Annotated in this window: 20 protein-coding genes and 1 riboswitch; of the genes, 1 reads left to right on the top strand and 19 read right to left on the bottom strand. The window is 53.6% G+C overall.

Translation table 11 applies throughout. The features are described from left to right. Positions 1-10 precede the first annotated feature (10 nt). On the top strand, positions 11-187 hold the full coding sequence (locus tag QY332_05060) for a hypothetical protein (protein ID WKZ37296.1): 177 nt from the start codon (positions 11-13) through the stop codon (positions 185-187). A 41-nt stretch (positions 188-228) separates the two neighbouring features. Here QY332_05060 and QY332_05055 read toward each other — a convergent pair whose 3' ends face one another. The 19 genes from QY332_05055 to QY332_04965 form a co-directional block, all read right to left on the bottom strand. After that, positions 229-660: a DUF402 domain-containing protein gene (locus QY332_05055; GenBank protein ID WKZ37295.1), complete on the bottom strand. Its 432-nt coding sequence runs from the start codon at positions 658-660 to the stop codon at positions 229-231. Further along, entirely contained in the window at positions 657-1,646 is a 990-nt protein-coding gene (locus tag QY332_05050) for an ABC transporter ATP-binding protein (protein ID WKZ37294.1), read from the bottom strand. The genes QY332_05055 and QY332_05050 overlap by 4 nt, the downstream gene beginning before the upstream one ends. Then, entirely contained in the window at positions 1,646-3,427 is a 1,782-nt protein-coding gene (locus tag QY332_05045) for an iron ABC transporter permease (GenBank protein ID WKZ37293.1), read from the bottom strand. Before QY332_05045 ends, QY332_05050 begins: the two co-directional genes overlap by 1 nt. After that, a complete protein-coding gene (locus QY332_05040) occupies positions 3,406-4,443 on the bottom strand; it encodes a thiamine ABC transporter substrate-binding protein (protein ID WKZ37292.1) in 1,038 nt (345 codons plus the stop codon). Before QY332_05040 ends, QY332_05045 begins: the two co-directional genes overlap by 22 nt. Before the next feature lie 20 nt (positions 4,444-4,463). Then, complete coding sequence (locus QY332_05035) at positions 4,464-5,117, bottom strand: thiamine diphosphokinase (GenBank protein ID WKZ37291.1); 654 nt, start codon at positions 5,115-5,117, stop codon at positions 4,464-4,466. Positions 5,118-5,192: 75 nt separating this feature from the next. Next, a riboswitch (TPP riboswitch) is annotated at positions 5,193-5,301 on the bottom strand. 84 nt (positions 5,302-5,385) lie between these two features. Further along, positions 5,386-6,174, bottom strand: a complete 789-nt coding sequence (locus QY332_05030; protein ID WKZ37290.1) for an alpha/beta hydrolase — start codon at positions 6,172-6,174, stop codon at positions 5,386-5,388. 6 nt (positions 6,175-6,180) lie between these two features. Continuing rightward, positions 6,181-6,555 carry a response regulator gene (locus QY332_05025; protein WKZ37289.1) on the bottom strand — a complete coding sequence of 125 codons (375 nt, stop codon included), beginning with the start codon at positions 6,553-6,555 and terminating at the stop codon, positions 6,181-6,183. Between the two features lie 10 nt (positions 6,556-6,565). After that, positions 6,566-13,972, bottom strand: a complete 7,407-nt coding sequence (locus tag QY332_05020; protein WKZ37288.1) for a GAF domain-containing protein — start codon at positions 13,970-13,972, stop codon at positions 6,566-6,568. Positions 13,973-13,985: 13 nt separating this feature from the next. After that, positions 13,986-14,891 (bottom strand): response regulator, encoded by a 906-nt coding sequence (locus QY332_05015; protein WKZ37287.1) that lies wholly within the window; start codon positions 14,889-14,891, stop codon positions 13,986-13,988. Between the two features lie 10 nt (positions 14,892-14,901). After that, entirely contained in the window at positions 14,902-15,990 is a 1,089-nt protein-coding gene (locus QY332_05010) for a hypothetical protein (protein ID WKZ37286.1), read from the bottom strand. 24 nt (positions 15,991-16,014) lie between these two features. After that, positions 16,015-17,292 (bottom strand): hypothetical protein, encoded by a 1,278-nt coding sequence (locus tag QY332_05005; GenBank protein ID WKZ37285.1) that lies wholly within the window; start codon positions 17,290-17,292, stop codon positions 16,015-16,017. Positions 17,293-17,371: 79 nt separating this feature from the next. Beyond that, complete coding sequence (locus QY332_05000) at positions 17,372-17,995, bottom strand: 4-vinyl reductase (GenBank protein WKZ37284.1); 624 nt, start codon at positions 17,993-17,995, stop codon at positions 17,372-17,374. Continuing rightward, positions 17,992-18,789 carry an alpha/beta hydrolase gene (locus QY332_04995; protein ID WKZ37283.1) on the bottom strand — a complete coding sequence of 266 codons (798 nt, stop codon included), beginning with the start codon at positions 18,787-18,789 and terminating at the stop codon, positions 17,992-17,994. The genes QY332_05000 and QY332_04995 overlap by 4 nt, the downstream gene beginning before the upstream one ends. Positions 18,790-18,809: 20 nt before the next feature. Beyond that, positions 18,810-19,346 (bottom strand): ATP/GTP-binding protein, encoded by a 537-nt coding sequence (locus QY332_04990; protein WKZ37282.1) that lies wholly within the window; start codon positions 19,344-19,346, stop codon positions 18,810-18,812. Between the two features lie 27 nt (positions 19,347-19,373). Then, positions 19,374-20,180, bottom strand: a complete 807-nt coding sequence (locus tag QY332_04985) for a DUF4388 domain-containing protein (protein WKZ37281.1) — start codon at positions 20,178-20,180, stop codon at positions 19,374-19,376. Positions 20,181-20,384: 204 nt separating this feature from the next. Then, the gene (locus QY332_04980) at positions 20,385-21,725 is read right to left on the bottom strand and encodes a GNAT family N-acetyltransferase (GenBank protein WKZ37280.1); all 1,341 of its coding nucleotides are present in this window, start codon (positions 21,723-21,725) and stop codon (positions 20,385-20,387) included. A 55-nt stretch (positions 21,726-21,780) separates the two neighbouring features. Next, complete coding sequence (locus QY332_04975; protein WKZ37279.1) at positions 21,781-22,395, bottom strand: HAD family phosphatase; 615 nt, start codon at positions 22,393-22,395, stop codon at positions 21,781-21,783. A gap of 102 nt (positions 22,396-22,497) precedes the next feature. Continuing rightward, positions 22,498-22,938, bottom strand: coding sequence for a hypothetical protein (locus QY332_04970; GenBank protein WKZ37278.1), 441 nt, complete (start codon positions 22,936-22,938; stop codon positions 22,498-22,500). Positions 22,939-22,966: 28 nt separating this feature from the next. Next, entirely contained in the window at positions 22,967-24,001 is a 1,035-nt protein-coding gene (locus QY332_04965) for a GNAT family N-acetyltransferase (GenBank protein WKZ37277.1), read from the bottom strand. Positions 24,002-24,010: the final 9 nt, after the last annotated feature.

Here is a 24,010-nt window from a genome sequence, read left to right as displayed (position 1 = left end):
AGAAGAAATCATGTCCGAAATGCCCGTCACCCCCAATGAAGAGCAGCCTAAAAAGAGCAATCAGGGACTCATCATTGGCATCGTTGTTGTTATCCTGCTGTGCTGCTGCTGTGTCGGCGCAATCGGCGGCTGGTGGCTGTGGGAAAATGGCGACAGCCTGCTCAGCCTTGCCCAGCAAATGATCTGATCATTCCAACCAAAATAATCCTCCGTTTATCGGAGGATTATTCATTTAAACCTTGCCTGCAATTCGCGCAGGCCTTCGTACGCTTTTTTCCGCAACGCAACATCCAAATCCAAGGCTTCCAGTTCATCCTCATCCAGCAGGGTTTGTTTTCCATCCGCCGATATCCATAGATCCAGGGCAAGGTCCACATAAGAAACTGTATCGGTCTCGATTACAGCGGGCTTGCTGATATTGCAATAGCGTCCCTTCAATTTCCCGTCATCACGGTCGAAAATTTCAAAAATGTTGTACCACCTGTCGGTGTAGAATGTTTCCACAAAGCGGTCGTTGCGTTTCAAGACGACATTCTGAAACGGCAGATCATCACGATTGAATAACGCTTCAATCGTCACAGAAGTTTCATCGCGGCTCACAACCACACCATCATACTGCCACGTCACTTCATCCGCAAGATTTTTCTTCAAGACTTTCATGTGAGGCATTTTACCTGGACCCGTATTGGAATGTTGTCGCCGATCTTCGGCGCATCTTTCATGCGGATGACAAGCCCGCCTCTTCCTTTGACCTCAAACTGGTCCCGCTTAAAAATCACATCCTCCACCATGAGTCGAATCTCATCCCCGCCATCCTCCTCGGCATGTATCAACACGGAAACCTTTTCACCGGCTCCATGCCTGTGCTTGCAAATCAAGGAATATACACCAAATTCCGTTTTGACTTTATCTTTTGAAATCACCTCCCCCTCGATCACATTCCCGACCCCCAGGAATTTAGCCACGACTGCAGACTCTGGATTCTTCCAAAGCTCATCAGGTGTTCCAGCGCGGACAATTACACCTTCATGCAGTACCAAAATGCGATCCGCAATGGTAAAGGCCTCCTCCTGATCGTGCGTGACGTAAATGGCAGGGATCTTTGTTGTATGCAGAATCATCCGCAATTCGTTGAGCAGGTCTTCCTTCATGGCTCTGTCCAACGCGCCGAGGGGTTCATCAAACATGAGCAGGCGGGGCTGGGGGGCAAGGGCGCGCGCCAATGCAATACGCTGCTGCTCGCCGCCAGAGAGGTCTGTCACGTTGCGCTTCTCGAACCCCGTCAAATTGATTTGCTCCAGAAGAGCGGCTACGCGCAGCTGGATGGTATCTGTTGGAAGGCTGCGCATCTTCAAGCCGAAGGCAACGTTTTCAAAAACATTCAGGTGAGGAAAAAGCCCATAGTCTTGAAAGACCAGGCCAAAGTCGCGGAGATGAGGCGCTGTGCGGGCAAGGTCAATGTTGTTGAAGAGGAGATGTCCACTTTCAGGAAACTCCAATCCGGAAATAATCCTCAAGATCGTTGATTTGCCGCTGCCTGACGCGCCAAGCAAACAAATCGTCTCCCCTTCTGCAACAGTGAAGGAGATGCCGCGCAGGAGCGGTTTGCCCTGGTAGGATTTTACGATATCCCTGAGTTCGAGCATTAGAATTCTCCAGAACTGGACAGGCGCAGCTTTTCAATGAACAATATGGCAAGTGTGGTGAGAACCATGAGCACGGTCGCCATTGCCATCGCCTGACCATAATTGAGGCCGCCGGGCTGGGAGAGGAAGCGTTGGATGGCAATCGGAATGGTGGGATATTCGGGGCGGGTGATAAGAAGTGTTGCGCCGAACTCGCCAAGCGAAACCGTGAAAGCGAACGTGGCGGCGCTCAATGTGGCGCGGGAGAGGATGGGAAAATCCACAGTCTGCCAAACACGGAAGGGCGATGCGCCCAGCATGGATGCTGCCTGGCGCAGCTGTTCGGGGATGGAGGCAAGTGCGGGCTGTAATGTCCGAATGACAAAAGGCAAAGCAATGAGCGAGTGCGCAATGGGCACAAAGAACGGCGAAGCAAGGGCGCGGCCAAACGAGAGGATGAATCCAAGACCAAGCATGACAGCGGATGAGCCGAGGGGCAGCATGATGAAGGGGTCTAGAAATTTCTCAAGCCTGGCAGGTTTGGCAAGCGCATAGGCGGCGGGATAGCCAAGGGCGAGCGAAAGCAAAACCGTGATGCCTGCATACCCAAGCGAGTTCAGGGCGGCCTGCACAGGCGGGACGTAAAACAACGAGCCGCGCCGATTGATAAAAAGTTCCCTATAGTAATCGGTTGTAAGTCCGTATTGAATTTCTGCACGCTGACCACGATCCGCTTCGAGACGGGCAAAGGAACGAATGGGAAGCGAGACGAGAGGGAAAAGGAAGAAGGCGGAAAGCAAAAGACGGAGTGTTACAACAAAGATTTTTTCTCTGATGGTTTTGGCAGGGCGGGCGGTGGAAAAGCGCGGGGCGGTCTGGGTGTTGACCCGGTTGATGATGCGGGTGTACAGAACCGAGAAGATCAACGTGAAAGCAAGTTGAATGACAGAAAGCAATGCTGCCAGGTTGAGATCTGGGAGCTTCAAAACGCGGATGTAAATTTCCACCTCCAGCGTGGAGAAGTTTGAACCGCCCAGGAGAAGGATGACGCCGAAACTGGTAAAGTCGAACATGAAGACGAGCAGAGCAGCGGCGAACAACGACGGACGCAGCAAGGGCAGAATGACATGCCGCCACGCCTGGAACGAATCCGCGCCAAGGACGCGGGCGGATTGCTCCAGTTTTGGATCAAGGCGGGAGAGGGCGTTGCCGACGATGCGAATAATGATGGTGGTATTGTAGAAAACATGAGCCGTGAGGATAAGCAGAAAGTGGAAACTGGGGGAGGTGGTGAATTCGGAAGAAAGGGGAAAGAGGAAAGAAAATAGACCGCGTGATCCAAGGAATGAGTTGAAGGCAGCGGCGACTACCACGGTTGGGAGCATGAAGGGAACGGCTGTCAGGGCGCGCAGGATTGATTTGCCGCGAAAATCAAAGCGGGAAAACAGGACCGCAGACGGCAGCCCGAGGATGAAGGTTAAGATTGTGGAGAGAGTGGCTTGATAGAGGGTAAATCTTAATGCGTGGTATGTGATGCGCAAGTTGGTTGGTTCGGCAAGGGTGGAAAGATCGAAGGTAAGGGTGAGGATTTTTACAAGGGGGTAAAAGAAGAAAACCGCAAGAAATGAAATCGGGGCAAGCCAGAGAACGAAGCGGGAATTCGTGGGGAGTAACAATGCAGACAGACAGACACGAATCCTCGTAATCGCGTTGTGAAGAACATTGATTATTTTTGAGTCCATATCTACCTGTCTGCCTGGATACCCATTTACATCCTCGCCTACTTCATTACTTCTGTCCACGCTTCAATCCACGGGTCGCGGTTGGCGGCGATTTCATCAAAGGGGAGCAACGCGGGTTGGTCAGCGACTTGTGCGTGTTGAACGAACACATCAGGCAGTTGAGCGGTTTTGTTGACAGGATAGACAAACATATTCAACGGCATATCCTCCTGGAATGGTTTGCCCAGTATAAAGTCCACAAATTTTTCGGCGAGTTCGCGATTTTTTCCGTTTTTGAGAACGCCGACAAATTCGATCTGGCGGAAGCACATGCCCGAGGCAACGATGGAACCCGTTGGGGATTCGGTCAACGGCTCGGCGGCGAAGAATACTTCCGCAGCCGGGCTGGATGCGTACGAAACGACCATGGGCTGGGGTCCTCTGCCGGAAGAGGCCGAGAAGTTGGTGTAGTAGGCCGTCTCCCAGCCGTCCACAACCACAACACCATTTTCTTTCAAGCTTTGCCAATACTCGAGAAATCCGTCACCGAAGTAGGCACGTGTGGCAAGCATAAATGCCAGACCGGGCGATGATGTGGCGGGATTTTCCACCACGAGCAGATCTTTGTATTCGGGCTTTGCCAAATCTTCAAAGGAGTGCGGTATGGACAAATGATTATCTGCAAAATATTTTTTGTCGTAGTTGATGCACACATCCCCATAGTCCACGGGCAGGGCGCGATAGGTTTTATCAATAACGAATTCAGAGGGAACATCATTTAAGGCGGGGGATCGATGGGCTTCGAAAATATCGGCATCCAATGCGCGGGAGAGGAAGGTGTTGTCCACGCCAAAAAGCACGTCCGCGAGCGGCGCATCTTTTGTAAGGATGGCCTGATTGAGCACGGAACCTGCGTCGCCGCTTTGCAGGAACGAAACCTTTGCATGATTCGCTTCTTCAAACGATCTCACAATCTCCTCGCTGATGGCAAAGGAGTCGTGAGTCATCACAGTCAGGGTCGCGGGCCGGGTTGATGCGGGTGCACAGGCGGAAAGCAAAAGACACAGGCTGAAAAGTAAAATGAGTGAATTTTTCATGCAAAATCCTTTTGTTATCATTAATCAGTGAACAGTGATCGGTCTTGAATTCGGTGGATGACGAGCAATAAGCCTGATGCGATTCGAACAGATGCGGTCTTAGCGGTCATTTCGTTGCTGATGCCGCGGGTTTTGTCTGGAAAAAGTGTTTCGTAATGAAGGTGCCAGCGAAGGTTTTCGGTACATACGCCTGTGACTTTCCCCTGCCAGGGAATCAAGGAGACGATGTCTCCGCTCCGCCCTTCAACATTGGCCTGGTCTCTGCAAAAGAAAATTTCCTCCACACCGTCGGCGAGTTTGATGGTACAGGCTGCAAGTTGCGGGATGGAGAGCAAGGTGATGTTGGCCAGGGTTTGGTCCATACGCCCGCCAAGCGCGCCGAGGATGAGGATCTGCCCGGGGTCGAGGGTCAAGGCATGTTGAATCGCAAGCTCGAGGTCGGTTTCATTTTTATCTTTTGGGAACAGGATCATTTCACCGTTAAAAGTTAAGTGGTCGAAATTCACAGGCAATGAATCCATATCACCAATGATGAAGTTGGGGGTGAGCCCCAGCGCAAGAGCATGGCGTGTGCCTCCGTCCGCGCAGATGATGATGTCGTCCGGTTTTATGAGGGCACGGGCTTTTTCCAAGTCAAGCAGTTCGCCGTTGGTAAAAATAATTATTCCAGACATTTTCTTCCTTCATGAAGGATGAGAGCGCTTCCCGGCAATGACATAAACAAACACATCCTCCGAGCGGAGGATGTTTGCATACGTATGGAAAATCCCTCCGCTGGCATTAACCAGATCAGGTGATGCGGGTCGAGCAAATCAATGCTCCTCTCAGCCTGCCAGGCAGGCTCCCCGTTCAGTTGTAAAGCGAGTATATGACCGGGATGGGTGAATGTCAAGAGAAATTCACCCATCAAAAAACAGGGCAGTGATCCTAGTCACCGCCCGTTTAGCGGACTCTGCGCTTCCACTCTTCCTTCATTTGCAGTTCGCGCGGACTCGCCCCAGAATCCAGGGCGAGGAAATCTGTCAACAGGCGGTTGAATTGGGTGGGGTTATCTATCATTGGAAAATGTCCCGCGCCTTCAAGGATGATCTGATGCATGTGAAGGGGCAGGGCATTTGCCTTTTCCTGGGATGGTAGAGTGACGGCGGGGTTATTGGTTCCATATACGAACAAACCGGGGATTCCGAGGGTGCTGATGCTCGCAAAAAGGTTATTCGCCTGAAGCCCTGCCATTGAAATAGAAACAGCCCGCGGGTCCACTTTGGAGGCGTCGGAGAGGGCGGCAATGGCTTCCGGCGTGCGGGATGCAAGCCAGTCAACGAGTTCAGTCGCGGGGGCGGTCCGCATCCGGGCGTTGAGCGAATCATACTCAAGCGGGCAGTTGATCATCATCATGCGGTCCACGCTTCGGGGCCATTCTTTAATGAAGGAAAGCCCGACCAATGCGCCGAGGTCGTGACCGACAAGAGCGACCTTGCCGATCCCCATTTCTTCAAGAAAGCGATTGACAAGGCCTGCCTGTTGATCGAGGGAATAACGCAGGGGGTCGCGGGTGGTATCACCAAAACCGAAGAGGTCGAGCGCGTAGGCGCGGAACGATGTGGATGCGACCTGCATGGCGTTGATCCAGTAACGCCATGAGCCGACCCAGCCGTGCAGAAAGACAATGGGACGCCCGCGCCCCAACGCCTCGTAATGCACCATCGAACCGTCAAGTATGATCGCGCTCATTTACATTTATTTTCCAAATTTTATTAGGATCGCTTTTACGCGCTCCGTAAGCTGGTTGGGGGCGAAAGGTTTAAGCAAGTATTCCTCCGCGCCTGCATCCAGCCCGGTTTGAATTTCCGAATCCTGTCCCTTGGCTGAAAGAAAAACAACCGGGATATTCCTTAAGGCGGGGTCGGCCTTCATCGCGCGGCAGGCATCGTAGCCTGTCATGCGAGGCATCCGTACATCCATCAGAATAATATCCGGGATGATATGGGATGCCTGCTGCAGAGCTTCCTCTCCATTGGAAGTCGTTACAACCTCGTGACCTGCAAAGCGCAATGTAAAAGCCACCAGTTCGCGAATATCGGGTTCGTCTTCGGCTATTAATATCCTCGCCATTCAAACTCCATTATTTCTGGATGGGCAGGGTGAAGGAAAAGGTGCTTCCATTGCCCGGCACACCCGTGCTTTTCATCCAGATGCGTCCATTGTGCATTTCAACCAACTGGCGGACTATTGGAAGTCCAAGACCAGTTCCAGGGGTGGCGAGAACGAGGGGATTTTCACCGCGGAAGAAACGGTCAAAGATGCGCTCCTGATCCTCAGGGGGAATGCCAACACCATTATCCTGAATATCCACCTGCACCTCACCGTTCATATGTTGGATATTGACATGGATGGTCCCACTCGCAGGCGTGTAATTGAAGGCATTGTCCACAAGGCTGCCCAAAATCTGGCGCACACGGTCGCTATCGCCGATGACCGGGGGCAAATCCTTGGATGCTTCGATGGAAAGTGCCATCGGTTTGTTCTCGGTTTGGGAACGGCGCAGGGTTTCGGCAACCACATCCTCGGCAATCCCGTGCAAGTCTACAGGCTGTGAGTTAAGTGTGACACGCCCTGCTTCGATGCGCGAGATATCCAGCAAGTCACCGACAAGGATATTCAGGCGGTCAATGTTCCCGCGCACGATCTCAAGGAAGTGCATTTGATTTTCGGTTAATGCACCCGCCGCACCCATCGTTAGAATATCCACGTATCCCTTGATGGCGGTCATCGGCGTGCGGAGTTCATGACTGACGGTCGCCACAAATTCAGATTTCAGGCGGTCCACTTCAACCTCGTGCGTAATATCACGGAATATGGATACCGTCCCAAGAAAATCCTCTTGCAGGATGACCGGCGCAAGGTGGACAAGCACAATACGCTTATTCTCCAGTTCCAACTGCTCGGCATATGTATCGCCGGGCTGGTGGGAGGCAGGGTCCTCAGACCAGCGGCGAATGGTTTCAGTCCATGAAGACGCGGCTGTGCCGAACAGCCCGCCAACCTTTTCCAATGAATTACCAAGCAGGCGCACACTCTCCACGGCAAGGATGCCTTCGGTGGATGAGTTGACAAAGGTAATACGGTTATCCGTACCTGTCACAAGCACGCCGTCTGCGACGGCTTCGAGGATGGCCTGCGAACGGCTGGCTTCCTCCTGTTCCTTGCGGAGCATGACGCCGAGACGTTCAGCCTGATCGCGGATCAATTCGTAGAGGTGCGCATTGTTAATGGCCACAGCCACCTGGCCTGCAATGGCTTTGATAAGGACAAGCATTTCGGGGCTAAAGAAATTTTCCGTGCGGTGGAAAACCATCAACACACCGATCACATCCTCGCCAACCAACATCGGCACGGTGATATTGCTGCGATGATCCCGCCCGGCGGTTGTACTCCGTACCCAGCGCGGATCCTTGTGCAGGTCATCCACAAGAACCGCCTCCCGATGTTTTACCACCCAGCCGGCAAGTCCCTCACCGACTTTCAATGTAAAGCCGCGTCCACCGGGTGCTGAACGGTCTGAAAGGTAACCGTAGCCTGCACGGTAATGCAAAAGATTATCCTCTGCATGCAGAAGCAAAATGGTGCCCTGTTCCGCACCAATGGCTTCATTAAGCAGTGACAGTGTACGGTTCAATGCGCGGTCCAGATCGAGGCTGGATGAAACTTCCGTGAGGATTCGCAGAAGCGTCTCGGTGTTCTGTTGTTCACGCTGCAACTGGGCAGTGCGTTCCACAACGCGCCTCTCAAGTTGAGAGGCGAGGTTCTGTGTTTCCGCAAACAGGCGTCCATTTTGAATGGCAACGATGGCTTGATTTGCAAGCGTCCCCAGGACCTGCATATCCTCCTCTGTATATACACCCGCTTGATAACTTTGGGCGGATAGCATACCAATTGCCCTGCCGCCCACGATCATGGGGACGGCAATAATGGATTGTGTCTCTTCGCCTTCCTCGCCCACCACCACAGTATCCATTTGATTCGCCTGCTCAATATTGGAGATCAGGATGGGTTTGGCAGTCTTTATCACCTCACTGCTCATGCCTTTGCCGAATTGGACACGTTCCGCCGTATGACGTTTTCCACGGTCAAAGAGATAAACGGGTTCAATCTCCCTCTTTTCCTCGTCAAGCAGAGTGATGACGAACGAATCAAAGGGTATGAGCCGCTCCGCCGATTTATGTACGGAGACATACACCTGCTCAGGCTCAAGGCTTGCGCTGACAAGGGAACTGGTTTCGTTAAGGACTGCAAAGCGCTGTGCGGTACGGACGGATGATTGATATAAACGCGCATTCTCGAGTGCAATGGTGGCTTGATTGGTGATTGTACGCGCCACTTCAAGTTCATTGATGCCAAAACGCACCCCGCCCGTCATTTGAGCAAAAATGAGGGCTGTCAGGTTTTGTTCGCTGGCCAGTGGAAGGGCAAGCAAGGCAGATGTATCCTGGCCGATCATTTCCATGAGAGGCGCAAGGTCCGGTTCACTGTGGACATCATCCGTATTGAAAATACCAAGCGATTCCCGCAGGCGGTTAAAGATGGGGGCATCCGGCAGAGGCTTTGGAAGCTTCGTCCGTATCCTAGGGGTGGTAACCTTCCAGTATGCCTGACCCCGCTCAAAGGTCACAACAGAAACGCGGCGGACACCCAATCCCTTGAACAATTCATCGGCTGTCAAATTCAAAATCTGGTCCGTATCCAATGATCCGGTCAGGGCGGAGGTGAAGCGGTTGAGCGTGGTGAGACGCTGGGAGCGCTGGTCCAGTTCAGTAGCGCGTTTTACGCTATCTTCATACAGACGGGCATTATCCAGCGAAACAGCCGACTGGCTGGCAAAGGTCAGCGCCACCTGCATTTGTTCGCGGGTATAAAAATTCGCCTGCCATTTTTCCACGGCGAGCGCGCCAACCAACTCACCTTTGGAAATTAACGGAATGCCCAGCCATGAAAGGCGGGGGGCTTCCAACGGCGGGAAACGCGAATCCTCACGCACATCGCGGACAAGGATGGGCTGGCCGGTTTGCGCCATCTCCTTGAAAAGCGCGCTGTCTGAAACGGAGATGGACAGACCCAGCCGCTGTTCGGCATCTGAAAAACCGCGTGCAGAAGCAACGGCAAGGCGGTCCTTCTCACGCAGCCAGAGCGTTGCTGTATCATACGGGATGATGGCGCTCAATTGATCGAGCAGGGAGTTAACCAACTGGTCACTGCGCAGACTGGAGGTGAGGGATGCGGCGGCATCGTTCAACGCCTGCAATTGACCGGCACGTTCCTGCGTTGTTTGTACAAGCCGCAGGTTATCGAGCGAGAGGGCAACCTGCTGGGCCAGGGAAAGCAAAAGTGCCTCGTCTTCAGCGCTGAAGGCAGAGGTGGCGTTGAAATTATCCAACACAAGAAGTCCCAACCCCTGGTCGTTCATAATAACCGGCACAAACAAACTTGAAACAGGCAAACGTCCCCCGGTGGCCTGGCGATACAGGGCCAGGTTTTCCGCACTCAAATTGTAATCGCGCGCAAAATTAATCTCATCCACGCGGCGCGTATGTTTGTTCATGAACGCAATACCGGGCAGGGCCTCCCCCATGCGGTAGTTGATTTGCATCATGCTTTTATCATCCGCATAACCGGAAGCGGCACGCGGGGCAAGGATTTCAGTTTTCGGATTCCAGAGCAGCACCATGCCCGCATGCGCGTGTTGAAGGACACGGCGCGAACTATCAAGCAACGATTTGACAATCGCATCGGGTTTCATGCCTGATAAGTGGTGGCTGAAATCAAGCAGCAGGTTTACCTCTTCGAGGCGGCGGCGCGTCTGGTTGAGCAGGGAAATATTCTGCAGGATCAGCGATGTCTGCTGTGAGATTTGCATATACACATGACGATCCTCTTCCGTTAAGGATGGCATGGGTTCCGGGCTGACAGCCAGCATTGCAGCAACCGGTTTATTCTCCACAAGTACCGGCAGACAGATCACGCCCTTTGCATGCAATGACGTGAGCAGGGAGGTATCACGCCATTCGTCATCTTCGTCAAGGCTCGAGATAAGAATGGGGGCGCCGTTCTGCAAACAGGTGCGCAGCGGATTCCGTTGGCCGAACAAGGCCTCCACATTGGTCGAACGCGGTAAACTTCCCAGCACATGCAGCAGGCGCGGACCTTCCGCTGTATTTTCCGCAACAAGCGCAACAGACATGCCGAGCTGCGTAAGTGTTTCACGCCCAAGCGCAGACAGGGCGGAGGATGCATCCAACTGGCGGCTGACGGATTCGGTAATCGCGAGGCCTGCGCGCACGCGCTGGGCACGACGATCCAGATTGAGCAGTGAAATGGTTTGTTCAAGGTCTTTGTGCAGCAGGACCGGCAGGTCATTCTGCGTGATCGCGAGCAATTTCTGCTGGCGCTGCATGCCGGATGAAAGTGAATCGATCCGCGCGCGCAGCTCACTCTGACGCAAGATATTGCTGATCAACAGGGCAGCCTGGGCAGAGAAGACTTCCGCCGCTTCAATCGCCGCGGTATCCGGGCGCAAGCCATCGGACGGATCATCCAAGCTGATTATTCCCACAACCTGCCCTTCCGCATTTTCAAGCGGTATGAACAAAAGATCTTCAGGATCCCATGTATTCCCTGATCTTTCGGAAGGCGCAGGGATATCCAATGTGACCATGTGCAGATCAGACGGGATGACGGGTGTCTGTTCGAGAGGAATAAAGTAGGAACGGCTGATCTTAAACTCGGGACGCATGATCTGCTGGATGCTTGAAAGCGGCTGTTTGCGGGCCAGCAATTCATTCATCGTTTCCTGCGGCACACCCACAGCAGTGACACGGCGCATCATGCCGGTCTCCGGTTCAAAAATGCTGATTAAAACCACACGGAAGGGCGTAGAGTCGCGGATACCGCGCGCAATGATCTGCAAAGCATGGTCCAGCGGCTGGTCATGACCTACGCTGTAACTTACATCCGCAAGACGCGCAAGCGTATCCGAGCGGCGATGCATCATCTCACTCTTCTGTTTTTGAGATTGATAACGTTGGGCATTATTTATGGAGATACCAGCCTGCACGGCAAGCATCTGCACCAATCCGGTCATCTCGGATGTAAAGAAACCGGGCCTGGCAGAGTGCAGGTTGATCAAACCAATCGTCTGCGCCTGGTAGGTGATCGGCGCAATGATCGCAGAACGCACGCCGCTATGGACTGGAGATATGCCCTCTTGGAAAAGGTCGGCCACGATATGCGGTTCTCCTTTTTTTACAGCAGTTTGTTCCGCCAGGGTTAAGCCGCGCATCGTCTCGCAGCCGATGAAACAATCGATCCGAGGATCATCGATGCCGCTGTTGTTATCAAATAAGATCACGGACGCACAATCCGCCTGTACTGCCCGCACCCCTTCATCATGCAAAACCTGGAGCAAATGCCTGATGTCCAACGATGCGCCCAGCTCACGGCTGATGCGCGTGATCGCAGAAAGCTGATCCACACGCTGGCGCAGGGAATCATCCGTCTGTGAGAGCAAACCGGCGGATTCCACTGCGGTAGCCATCTGTCCCGCCGCAGTCGATATGACCTGAAGATCGTACAAACTGAAGTAATCCGTTTTTGCGCTTCCCAGCATCAGTTCACCGATACTGCGTTCACGCGCCACCAGTGGAACAACCATGGCAGATTCCATCCCAAGCGCGTTGGCCAGCGGGCGATAGACAGGTAAAACCCGCCTGTCTGTGCCTAGACGCCCTGAAAGGAAGGGCTTTTGGCTCCCTGAAACCGTATAACGATAATTGGGATCGTCTACAAAGATTTGAAGGAAGGGGCCGTTGATATCTTCTGCAACCCCAAAGGCAGACTCGCTCCGCAAACGCAGCGAACCACGCGTCTCGTCCATCAGGAATACGGCTCCCGCATCTGCCTGGAAGAGGTGAGCCAGTTCCTGCACGGAATATTTGAGGATTTCATCGAGCGAGGCGGATGAAACGGAAAGACTGGCAATGCGGCGCAGTGCATCGGCGCGTTGCGCACGCGTGCGCGCCTGTTGAACCAGCATAACGTTTTCGATGATCGCCGCAGCCTGGTTCGCGACGATGTGCATCAAACGAATCTCATCATCCGTAAACGCGACCAGGCCGCGAGTGCGATGACCCACCTGGAAGTAGCCGAGCATGCGTCCCGAAGAAAGCAGCGGAACCAGCGCATTATCCCGCAGGCTCGCCGCGGTCGCCACATCCACAAGCCCAAGTGCGCCCCAGTTCTCGTCCGTCATCGTGTTCATGGTGATGATGGGTTGTTGATTTGAAATTATTTTTTCAGCGGGGCTGTCCGCCGGAATCGTGGTGCGATAGATTTCAACAAAATGGTCGGGCAGTCCCTGGAAAGGCGCCTTGCTTTCCAGCGTACGCTTCTCCTCATCATAGAGCAGGAAGCCAACGATCTCCGCAGAGAACAGAGGCGCCACACTTTCAACCAGCCGCGAAAAAATGGCCTGCATGTCACGCACGGAACCAAGCGACTGGTTCAGGTTTGCCAGACCTGTAAGCTCCATACCCCGTTTTTGCTCATCTTCATATAGTTTTGCATTGCGAATGGCGACTGCCGCCTGCCCGGAAATCAGGGATAGAAGATCAAGGTCATGCTGCCCGAACGCCCCGCCGCTTGTCTGACCTGCCTCCAGCGCGCCCACCAGATTGCCGCCTGCAACGAGAGGAATACCCAAATACGATTGAATGGGCAGCAGTTCAGCATTACTAACAAGATCAGATTGTGAGCGGATATCTGCAAGCAGGATGGGAAGGCGGCGTTCCACCAGTTGTCTTGTCAGGCTTCCGAATTGGGACAGCGATGCCGTTTCTACACGGGGCGAATGAAGCTGCTGAAAACGATAGGGGACCAAAGCCTGACGTTCCGCGCTCCACAACTTTAATTCAAGCACATCCGAGGACACCAGCCTGCTGACATTATCCAAAATGGAGCGCACCGTTGTTTCCAGGTCCAAGCTGGCGGCAATGCCCTGGCTGAACTCTGTCACCACGCGCAGAATCTCCTCCGATGCGCCGCTGCCAGATCCCAGCATGGGTGAATAGTCCCTGCCGCGTAAAGAGATCAGCATCATGGGATATACGCCCGGCACCTCGTAGGACGCGATTTCCACCAGCCTTCCGCCAATGGAAACACGCCTCGACCCGGGAGTAACACACAAATCCAAAAAATCGTCGGAGGGGCGCACCCGCCGCGCTAGGCTTTCCAGGTGATAGGGTTCATTCTCGCGCAGTTCAAAATAGGAACGCGCAGCATCGCTCAAATACTCCACCCGCCCGCCGGGCTGGAGGATGATAACCGCCTCATTTGAATTATTGGATCTGGGGAATACCAGCGAGTTTGTTTGATTCTGCTCAATCGATTGGGAGCGCGATAAAACACGCAAAATCATCCAGGCCAGTGCAATAACCACCAACCCAGCAAGAAACAGGCTAACTCCCAAACCGGAACCCATGGAAAATACTCACCTATGAGACGGCATCAGCCGCCGCATCCTGTCGCCGTGCATCAGCCGCCAGTTCAGTGATCTCACGAATATCAGCAAAGGAATGCAGGCTGGGCGAAACCAACCCTGCGGAAAACGTCATAAACGGCACCTTTTCCACCCCCCCCTCCGCTTTTGGCGCCTGGATAAATCCCTGCTGGCGGTCTATAAAGTTGTAATGACTTTGAATTTCCGTTGTAAAACGTTCCTTTATTTTCTGACGAATGAGCGGTGCGGCTTCATCGGTGGTGATGATGATAAAGTTATCGCCTCCCGCATGACCGATGAAATCGCTGGTCGTCCCCAGGTCGTCCACCACCTCGCCGATCAGCATCGCCGCAAAACGCATGACATCATCGCCTGCCACAAAGCCGTACACATCCTTGAATGAATCGAAGTAATTGATGCGGATGTCCAAAAGCGACCAGTTCTTCTCACGGATGATGCGCCGCAGTTGTTCCTCGATCAAACGGCCGGCCGGCAGTCCGGAGCGCGGATCCGTGAGGCTTTCACGCTCCGAGCGGCGAATGGCACCCTGCACGCGTAGTTTCAATTCTTCAATGTCGAAGGGTTTGGTAATGTAATCATCTGCGCCCAACTCCAACCCCTGCAGCTTGTCACTACGTTCATCCTTCTGGGTCAGGAAGATGACCGGAATATGGCTGGTGCGCGTGCTGGTCCGCAAATTGCGGCAAACTTCATACCCGTCAATATCCGGCAGCATGATGTCCAATACGATCAAATGCGGCAGGACCTGCTTGGTCTTTTCCAGGGCATCCCTTCCGCGGTTCGCCACATCCACGTCATATTTCATGCCCGTGAAATAAATCTTGAGCATGTTGGCGATGTCAATATCATCTTCAACCACCAAAAGACGAGCATTACCCATGTTGAGCCTCCTAAGCGCGTCGTTTCCCTTTGCGGGCATTTTTCCGAACGGCTTCGATCTGATCTTCTGTCACTTCGCGCTCGAACGAGCGGAAACCGCTCATTCGAAAACCATGTTTCTCCGCAATGGCGGTGATCTCCTGCACGCGTTCCAGCGTAATCTCCCTGCCGACCGTATAATCCTCGAAACGGCCCTCCAGGGCGAGCGCAATCGTCTCCGCCATGCAGGCATACGCCTTTCCCGGCGGAAAGCCGAAGTTAAAATGGAAATCCACGGGACCTGGCACATCCACCATGCCGCCGTCAATCACTAATATATCATCTCTCACCGCCGCCACCATTGCAGAAACATCACGAGGTCGCGCCACGTCACAGACCACGCTTCCCGCCTGCAGATGCCCGGGGCGGATGACATCATGGATGGAACTCGTGACCGTTAAAATCAATTGCGCATCCTTCAAAACATCCATCTTCGTACTGACGACAAGCTCGCTTCGCGCCCGGACCTTGAGCCTGTCCCGCAGGGCTTCGAGTTTTGGTTCATTCCGGGCGATGAGCAGCGTCCGGGCCGCCTCACCAGCCAACAGGTCCGCACAGACGCGCCCAATGGCGCCCGTGGCGCCCACGACGGCAACCGTCGCATCTGAAATTTCAATCTCCATCACCTTTGCCGCATCACGAATGGCCTGCACAGCCATTGCCACCGTGTACGAATCGCCGGTGGTGACGGGCACATCCAGCGCATTCGCGATGGTCAGGCCGGCATCGCCAACCACCGAGGTGAACGCGCCCAGACCGAGAATATTTGCGCCAAGTTCCTCAGCCATGCGCCCGCTTTGAATAATTTTACGATAGACCGTACGCTCGGGCAACTGCAGCATGCGGCGCGGCGTGTACGGACAGGCGATGAACCAGCCTTTGACAGCCTTGCCCGTCGATTCAGATATGATCCCTTCGATCTCCGAAATATAAACAGGAGGGAAGAAGGTGGAGAAAAAATCAATCTGTCCTTCTGAAAGCACCTTTCCTAAAAATGGAAACTTTCGGCTGACATCGCGCTTGGGATCGATGGGGTGAATGATGAAGGCGAAGCTATCCATGTTTCGACCGGGCTCGACAGCCGTTCACCACGACTCCACCTCGGCTTTCAAATGCCTGTGATACGGGGTTTGATGCAAATGAGCCAGCCTTAAACGATGATGGTCACTCTGGTCAAAGGTGATATCGCGGTCAATGATGCGCCATTCAGCGGAAGCCGCCAGCACCACGTCCGATTCGATGGTGCGCGCGGGATACACGATCATGCCGGAACCGATGCGGCAATTGTGTCCGACACAGCCGCCTATCACCGGACGGTTGGAAATGCTCAAATTCCCATTGCCGTCACGGGCGCGGATGGGGGCGGGAATCAGATTGTAATCCGTCCATGTGGAGCCCGCACCGATAAAGGTATTCCTCCCAATCACGCACATTTGCAGGCAGGTATTTTGCGCCACCATGCTGTTCTCCATCAAAGTGGTCATGAACAAAGCCGTGCGGAACGGCAAAAAAGCGCCGTCGCCAATGACGGAGAGCATCAATTGTACGTCCTGTGAAATATTAACGTTATTTCCGATGACACAATTCTCGATCACCGCCCCCGCATTGATGGTGACGTTATCCCCGATGATGGCGGGTCCATGGATGATGGCGCTCGGGTCAATGACACAGCCCTTGCCTACTTTCACCAGTTCAGACGATTCCAAAACCTGGCGTCCCTCATAAATAGCTTTGCCAAGGATCTTTATTTTAAAACCCACATCCTCGTTCAGGCGTTTTTCAAAACGCGCCCCGCGTGCAAATTGGCTGAAGACCATGTCCGCGATAAAAACATGCACCCACGAGTCAATCGCCAGCATGGCACGCAAAGGGACCTGGAAGACAAGGTCCCCGCTCTGGTCCGCCATGTAGGTCGGCACGTGATAATAGCCGATCTCGCGCGCCTGCATGTCAATCACCAGCGGTTCCACGCCCGCCTTTGGGCCATCCGGGTAATACCACAGGTCCGCAAGGTACAGACTTCCCGCAGGCGTATAGGAAGTGGAAAGCGGCAGGGCATGCTCGCGGAAGGCGGGGTCGTCCGCACGGAAAGCGGCACGGACGGGGCGGTTGAGTTTTATTGCCTCCGCCATAAATGCCTGAATATAATATTTGTCAAAAAAGAGGTTGTCACGATAGACAATGGTCGGCTCGCGGACCGGCTGCAAACGTTCCCCCTGCCTCAACTCCATTTCACGGGTCACATACGGCGCAAGTAAATTACGCTGGTGCAGCCAGAGCGGGGAGTTCTGAATCCGAAGTTCACGCGCGGGTTCACAAAAAGGCATGATCGGATTTTGCGCGTGCAGAATGACTTTAAGCATGATTGGAGATTATAAATCAAAGTATGAGTTAAGACACGCCGTTCCACAAAACAAAACTGTGATCATCCTGCCTGCCCGGCTACGAAAGTGGGACTGTGTCTATCGTGATCGTGCAGGATGGGTCGCCTTGCGCAATACAGGCGGTCTCCTCGGCGTTGAAAACCTTGCCCCCGCTCAACCAATATAGGGATTCCTGCAGCAATCCCACTGCCAGATGGCAAATTGGCTCATCTGCATTTCTGCCCCAGCACAGCGGACAACGCTCGATATGCCAGAAGATTTTATCACCCGCTTCCTCCACGCGCACCTTTTGGTCCGTGTGCTTGTTGAAGAGGTCGGCAAATTCCCTGACGCCCATGTGCAGCTTCATGGAAAGAGGCAGCAGACGAAACGCAGTCTCCGTCAGACCGAGCATGGAACCATATTCTTTGAGACCATAACTAAAGGCCGCCCGTCCCACGCGCAGAGCCAGCCCGCGTCCACCGCGAGGACCGTATGCCCGCTCCAGTGTATTTTGCAGGAGGCTCACTATTTCGAATGGAAGGGTGCGCTCAGCACGCGAAGGTGGATAATTCCCAATTAAATTCTCAAGCGAAGCAAGGCGGAGCACTGCATTCACCCCGCTCTCGCCAATCACCTCCTGCATGCCGAGAAAAATGATCCTGCCCATCTTCTGAGGATAAAAAAATGTTTCACCACTCATGGGGTTGGGGTGTCTTGATCAAGAAAGGATTTTAATTTCTGGCTGAAGGAGGCCGGCTCTTCCAGCATAGGGAAATGACCCGCTGCAGGGAATCGTTCGATCACTGCATGGGGGATGCCTTTTTGCATGGGCTGCCACTGCAAGGGATGGACAATGACGTCCTTATCACCGTACATGCCCATCGCGGGGACTTTGATCTGCGGGAGCATGGCAGTCAAGTCTGTGCGGCGAAGCGAAGCGATGGAAAGCAGGAATGATTCAACGGTTGTACGGGAGAGGTCGCGATCCATCATCTCTGGAAAGCGTGGATCTCTGCAAATAAAGGGGGAATACATCCGCATCCCGCTGCGAAACACACCCATCATATTGAAAAGCATGAACGCAATCGGCCGTTTGCCCGCGATTTTCAACAACGGTGCCAGCGATGACCCCACCATCGGCGAACCCACCACCACCACTTTGCTGACGCGCTGCGGGTACTGAATGGCAACAGCCAGGCTGACAGTGCCGCCCATACTGTGCCCCACCAGCGGCGCGTGGACAATGCCCAACTGCTCCATAAATTGATCGACAAGGCTGACAAAATCGGAAACCGCGTAGGTCTCGCGCTTTTTACCAGATTCCCCGAAACCCCAAAAGTCGAGGGCATAGGTGCGGTAGAAGGCTCCCAGATACGCCATGGTTTCCTGCCACAACCCCCACGAACCAAGCCAACCATGCAAAAGAATTACGGGACGCCCCCGCCCGTACACTTCATAATGAACAATTCCCTGATCAGTGGTGATGGATGACACGGCAAAAGGCTACCCGTCCCCTATTTCCCTTCCATTTCATTTATGATGCTATACAAAAGCTCAAGCAGGACCGTCTTTACAGTATCCCGCTCCGTGGCAACGCAAGGCAAAAGTTTTGTGTTCTTATCAAGCCGCAGGGCATGGCGCACATCCTCAATTTCCCATGAATCTTCCATGTCCTGCTTGTTTGCCGCAACGACATACGGTGTGGGCGCATACGCGCGGAAGGTCTCAAGGATGGAGCGCGCTTCGCGGAAGGTCTCGGGACGGGTGCTGTCCACCATGACAATAAAACCCAACATGCCCTCTGAAAGGATCTCCCACATGAAATCAAAACGCTTCTGGCCGGGCGTGCCAAAAAGATACAGCACCAGATCCTCATCGACTGTGATGCGGCCGAAATCCATCGCCACGGTGGTGGCGGATTTAACAGTGCGCTCCTCATCCGAAGAGATCTTGCGTTCCGTGGCAACAACATCGATCTCACTCACCGACTGAATGAATTGGGTCTTGCCTGCACTGAATGGGCCTGTCACTACCATTTTGACCGTTTGCATAATTCCTATCCTTCTAACCTTTTTGCATTACATCGTACGAATGCGGCCGATCAGTTTATTGACCAATGATTTCTGTTCTTCCTTGTTCTGCGTTGGGAACATCTTCGGGTTGGGCGGGACGGGAGCGCCGGCGAGGCGCACCATTTCAACCAGGCCAGCCTGTAAAAGACCATAGACGATCCTGCGGATCTCAATTTCGGTCAGCTTGTTCGTGCTCGCGATCTGACGCATCGTATTCTTCGGGTCGACGAACTTTACGACTTTCCATTCATCCACGCTCAAATTGACATTCGTAAGGGGTCGTTCGGTGAACCGCAGAGCCATGTCCAGGCTGGGGATCTCATCCTGCAATTGCTCCTGCTCACGCAGCTGACGCGAACCCTCGATAATGATATTCTCAAGGTCGAGCCGCACATTGATGCGGTCTTCGGGGGGCAGCATCTCATTTTCAAAGCGGAAGATACCCTCGACCCATGTAAACAAGCGGCGTACCACGTCGGTAAAATATCCCTGCAAATTCAACAGGATATCCTCCTGGGACAGATACCCGGCATTAATAAGCAGAAGTCCCAGCTCCTTATCGCTCATCTGCCCGGCGCGGTCGGCAATCGCACGATACTGATTGGCGTTGATCTTGTTGGCTTTATGAAGAATATTCGCCAGGCTTCCATCCTCCTTGCCAATCCGGGCATACGCCAGTTTCCCATCACGGAAGGAAAGAAACGCCTGTTCTGAAGCCCCATCCACAACCAACGTGCCAGTCTTGCTGGCAAGGTTAATCAGATTTAGCAATTGTGTGATCGTAAAATCACGTAAATTTCCACGCAGGGCCATGTGTCCTCTACTCACCCTCAAAGAGGGATAGGTTGCAAAATTATACTTGCAAGGGGATATTGCGTCAATTAATCCTCCTAACACTCTTGTTTGGGAAAAGCAGGGACGGCCGCTTTGTCCCTTTAACCTATCCCCTGCCTCAAAATGGAAGCTTCACGAGCAGTCTCCCGCCTCCTGCGGGTTGACCCGGTTTTCGAAGAGCAACTAATAAATCGGATACACATCCGACGGGCGCCTGGGGAAGAGGGCCTTCAACAACACCCGCGCGGTGTTATTTTCCCAGTAACAATCGGTAAAGGCGTGGCGTAATTCATCCAAAGTACGGTGGCCAAAGAGAAGATGCAGGAAGGTCAGATCGGGAAAGCTGGCGTCGGTCCCAACTCCGGAAGTAATTCGAAGAGGCTCGATGGAGGTGATCGCTCCGCGTTCGAAAACCATGTGCAAGCCGCTTGTGTAAAAACTGATCCGCAGCTCGCCGGTATGCCCAACCGCAATGGACCCGGCCAGCCGCTTCTCCAAAGCAGGCTTGACGCGGTTCAGGAATGCAGGCAGATCCGCCACGCGGACATAGTACGTGTACGGCTTGCGCTGGGCAGGAAGTTTATCGTCCATTGCTTCGTATACAGGATGCTGCTCGCCAAGGCTGAAGCCAAACGAAGTGCGGGTTTGCGAATCGCGCCTGGCATATTCGCCGCCCTGCCTCCATAAATAACGCGCCACACTTAGCGAAACCTCCAGCCACGAGATTCCCGCAGCAAGCCCATAATAGGTGCAATACAAGCCATCGAACCACAATGAAGTGGCGTGCTGAATATACCCAACCCGTTCCCCGCCCGCATCTTCGATCACCGCCATGGCAAAATGATTGACATTATCCACGCTTTGCCCGTTCAGTTCATAATGTATGATCTCAGGGGTGCGTTCACAGGAAACTGCGTAGCGCTTTTCATTTTCCTGATAGATTTTCAAAATAAAATCCACATCCTTTCCCACGGCGGGGCGCAATGTGAACTTCTCCGTCTCGCCACCCTTTAATGCCGCCACATGCGGTTCAAAACCAAAGCGGCGGCCCACAAAATTTAAAGCCATAGCATAACCAAACTGGCGGTAGTAAAACGGGATGCCTGTAATAATCTGCACGAGATGACCGCGTTCGGCACTCCATTTGTGAACTTGCTCCATTTGCACACGGACAAGACCACGCCGGCGATACTCGGGCAGGGTACAGACAAGTTCCGGCCGTCCCACGCCAAACTCGATGCCCTCGTAGGTCCATATTTGGGGGATCAAGCATAACGTCGAAACGATGCGCCCGCTGGCAGTTTCCTCAACGATGGTAAAGTCGCGCGGGCTGAGAGTCGGATGGGGCCTGGCGAGCAGGTCGCGGGTCCATGAAGCGATGCGCGGGTCCGGCTTGTCGGGTCCATCGTCGCTGTGCAGGCGGCTGTTGATGTCCGCAACGGCATCCGCGTCTTCGGCGGAAGCGCGGCGCAGAATCAGCCCCTCACCGAGGTTGCGTAAAAATAAATCACTTTTCATCATCATGATATTCACGGCCTTCAAAATGGATCAAAGAATTCCCCGCTTTATTGGTTGAATTTCATTTGATCTTCAACAGTTGTTTCAACTGACCCATGGCTTCCTGCGGCTCCTTGAAGAGGATGCCCTGCATGCCGATTTCCTGACAGGCCTCGATATTAACCTTAACATCATCCACAAAGACCGCTTCATGCGCCTTGACCTGCGCCTGCTGCAGCGCAAGATGATAGATCCTCCCGTCAGGCTTTGCAATGCCAACCTCCGCGGAAATGACCAGATGGTCAAAGGCATCATCAAGTTTTTTTTTGAGCAGGTATTCACGCATGTCAGACCAGGCATTGCTGATAAGTCCGGTTTTATGGCGCGGACGCAGGGATCGCAGGAACCCGACCATCGACCAATCAATCACATCGCCGCCAAAAAATTCAGCTTCAAGTGCTGCAATCTCATCGTCCCGAATTTTGAGTTTGCGGGCAACAGACTTCCAATGCTGATCCACGCTGATCTCGCCTGTGGTCGCCTTTGCGGCAGTGCCATTCGGACCGCCGCCAAAAACGAGCTTGTCCATATCGTCATAGTCCATGCCAAAACGCTCCGCCAGATGCTGGCGCGGAGCCTGAAATTCTGTGCGCTGGAGGACACCGCCAAAATCAAAGAAAACTGCACGAATACCCATTACTTTATCCCAGAAAAATACAAAGCCTTAAAGAGGCTGGTCTTTTCGGCTTTGCATGAAACATAAACGTTTTTCGGTACATTCCCCGGCTTACCAAACCTACTACTTCTTCCTGCCTTTTGCAGGCGCCTTCTTTGCGGCAGGTTTGGCAGGGGTCGTTTTCTTGGCGGCAGGTTTCTTCGGCGTCTTCTTTGGGGAGGATGCCTTGGCGGGTGCCTTTTTTGCAGGCGCCTTCTTCGCCGGAGCTTTCTTGGTCGTCATCTTACTGGCTTCCAGCCTCTTCTCTTTTGTAAGAGGCTGGGTCTTTAATACCGAAGAAGCAGGTGTGGGCGGTGGCGCGGAGGCTTGCTGTTTGGCGGCTTCGCGCCAGTTCGGGAAGAACAGCTCCATTCTTTGGCGGGAAATGGAATTAGCGCGGCGGCATCGCGGACAATGCGCGTCGTAGTGATTCTGATTCTTCTCGTTCATGGTCACAATCGCGCCAAGCATTTCAACGCGGCTGAGGGTGAACGGGGTCTGGCAATAGATACAACGCAGATTCATAAGTCTCTCCTTGGCAGGAAACCATTTTTTATTCTGACAGAGATTCTACACTGATTTCACGTCCTGTGCGAATCGTCTTTTCATACGTGTCAAACACCAGGTGAACATGCATACCTGCCTTCTCATATAAGCGCAGGGCGCCGGTCAGGTTTTCCGCGTCCACACCAAGGCCAACCTTGCGCTTGCCGCGCCGAAAAAACTCGCCGAAGCTGTGCTGAAGGAGCGCCAGCCCAAGTCCCTTTTTACGCCAGGGGCGTCGGACGCCGAGGGTGTTTACCCAGCCGAGATCGGCATCTTCATAGGACCTCGGGCGGCACAAACTGACGCCGGCAATTTCATCGCCATCCATTGCAAGGAACCAGACAGTCGGATCATAACCTTCCCCTGTGAAGAAATGCTTGAAACGCGCAAAGCCTTCTTCGAACGGCTCAGGGATGTGACCAAAATGGTCGCGAAACGATTCTTCGGCTGCCGCATACACGGTCTGGATGTCCTTTTCGGGGTCGGCGGTGCGGACGGTGATTCCCTCAGGCCAGAGCGGAGGGGGGGGCGCTTCATCCATCTCGATGTGCATCTGGTGGAAACTGCGGATATAGGAAAAACCGCGATCCTCGAATAGTTTTTTGGAATCTACAGCGGCGCGTAATGTCCCCGTCCGGGGAGCGAAGCGCAGGTCTGCTGGCAGGTCGTCCAGCACGCGGCAGGCATGCGCTTCCGCCCATTGTAAAAGCCATGTGCCGATCCCCAGCCCGTCAAAGTCCGGGTGGACACGTCCCCAGATCCACGGATGGACGGGCGGTTTGGCGTTTGTCCACACCTCAATGTAGCCAGCCATTTCCCCTTTAGGCGAAACGACGAGGCGGATATCCCGCGCAGGATCAAAGCCCGGCGAGCCCCATTCCGTGCGGATCGCTCCAGCATCGGTGATGTCATCCTGCTGTATCACGGACTGCGACCATGCGTTGATCATTTCGATCGCAGGTTGGATATCATTTAAATTCGCGCCTCGGACGGTAAATCCTTCCGGCAATGAGATGTGTAAGGTTTCGATCTTTTCCTTCATGATGTCCTC

Source organism: Anaerolineales bacterium (genome assembly GCA_030583885.1).
Taxonomy (GTDB): domain Bacteria; phylum Chloroflexota; class Anaerolineae; order Anaerolineales; family Villigracilaceae; genus Villigracilis.
Note: the sequence above shows the minus strand (reverse complement) of the source record. Positions and strands in the feature narration are given on the sequence as shown.

Bases quoted from the DNA above. Each gene is read 5' to 3' on its own strand.
- QY332_04980 (WKZ37280.1), bottom strand. From the start codon at position 21,725: ATGATGATGAAAAGTGATTTATTTTTACGCAACCTCGGTGAGGGGCTG.
- QY332_05060 (WKZ37296.1), top strand. From the start codon at position 11: ATGTCCGAAATGCCCGTCACCCCCAATGAAGAGCAGCCTAAAAAGAGC.
- QY332_05035 (WKZ37291.1), bottom strand. From the start codon at position 5,117: ATGTCTGGAATAATTATTTTTACCAACGGCGAACTGCTTGACTTGGAA.
- QY332_05040 (WKZ37292.1), bottom strand. From the start codon at position 4,443: ATGAAAAATTCACTCATTTTACTTTTCAGCCTGTGTCTTTTGCTTTCC.
- QY332_04965 (WKZ37277.1), bottom strand. From the start codon at position 24,001: ATGAAGGAAAAGATCGAAACCTTACACATCTCATTGCCGGAAGGATTT.
- QY332_05030 (WKZ37290.1), bottom strand. From the start codon at position 6,174: ATGAGCGCGATCATACTTGACGGTTCGATGGTGCATTACGAGGCGTTG.
- QY332_04985 (WKZ37281.1), bottom strand. From the start codon at position 20,180: ATGGCCCTGCGTGGAAATTTACGTGATTTTACGATCACACAATTGCTA.
- QY332_05055 (WKZ37295.1), bottom strand. From the start codon at position 660: ATGAAAGTCTTGAAGAAAAATCTTGCGGATGAAGTGACGTGGCAGTAT.
- QY332_04970 (WKZ37278.1), bottom strand. From the start codon at position 22,938: ATGAATCTGCGTTGTATCTATTGCCAGACCCCGTTCACCCTCAGCCGC.
- QY332_05010 (WKZ37286.1), bottom strand. From the start codon at position 15,990: ATGGATAGCTTCGCCTTCATCATTCACCCCATCGATCCCAAGCGCGAT.
- QY332_05015 (WKZ37287.1), bottom strand. From the start codon at position 14,891: ATGGGTAATGCTCGTCTTTTGGTGGTTGAAGATGATATTGACATCGCC.
- QY332_05050 (WKZ37294.1), bottom strand. From the start codon at position 1,646: ATGCTCGAACTCAGGGATATCGTAAAATCCTACCAGGGCAAACCGCTC.
- QY332_05025 (WKZ37289.1), bottom strand. From the start codon at position 6,555: ATGGCGAGGATATTAATAGCCGAAGACGAACCCGATATTCGCGAACTG.
- QY332_05005 (WKZ37285.1), bottom strand. From the start codon at position 17,292: ATGCTTAAAGTCATTCTGCACGCGCAAAATCCGATCATGCCTTTTTGT.
- QY332_05020 (WKZ37288.1), bottom strand. From the start codon at position 13,972: ATGGGTTCCGGTTTGGGAGTTAGCCTGTTTCTTGCTGGGTTGGTGGTT.
- QY332_04990 (WKZ37282.1), bottom strand. From the start codon at position 19,346: ATGCAAACGGTCAAAATGGTAGTGACAGGCCCATTCAGTGCAGGCAAG.
- QY332_05000 (WKZ37284.1), bottom strand. From the start codon at position 17,995: ATGAGTGGTGAAACATTTTTTTATCCTCAGAAGATGGGCAGGATCATT.
- QY332_04975 (WKZ37279.1), bottom strand. From the start codon at position 22,395: ATGGGTATTCGTGCAGTTTTCTTTGATTTTGGCGGTGTCCTCCAGCGC.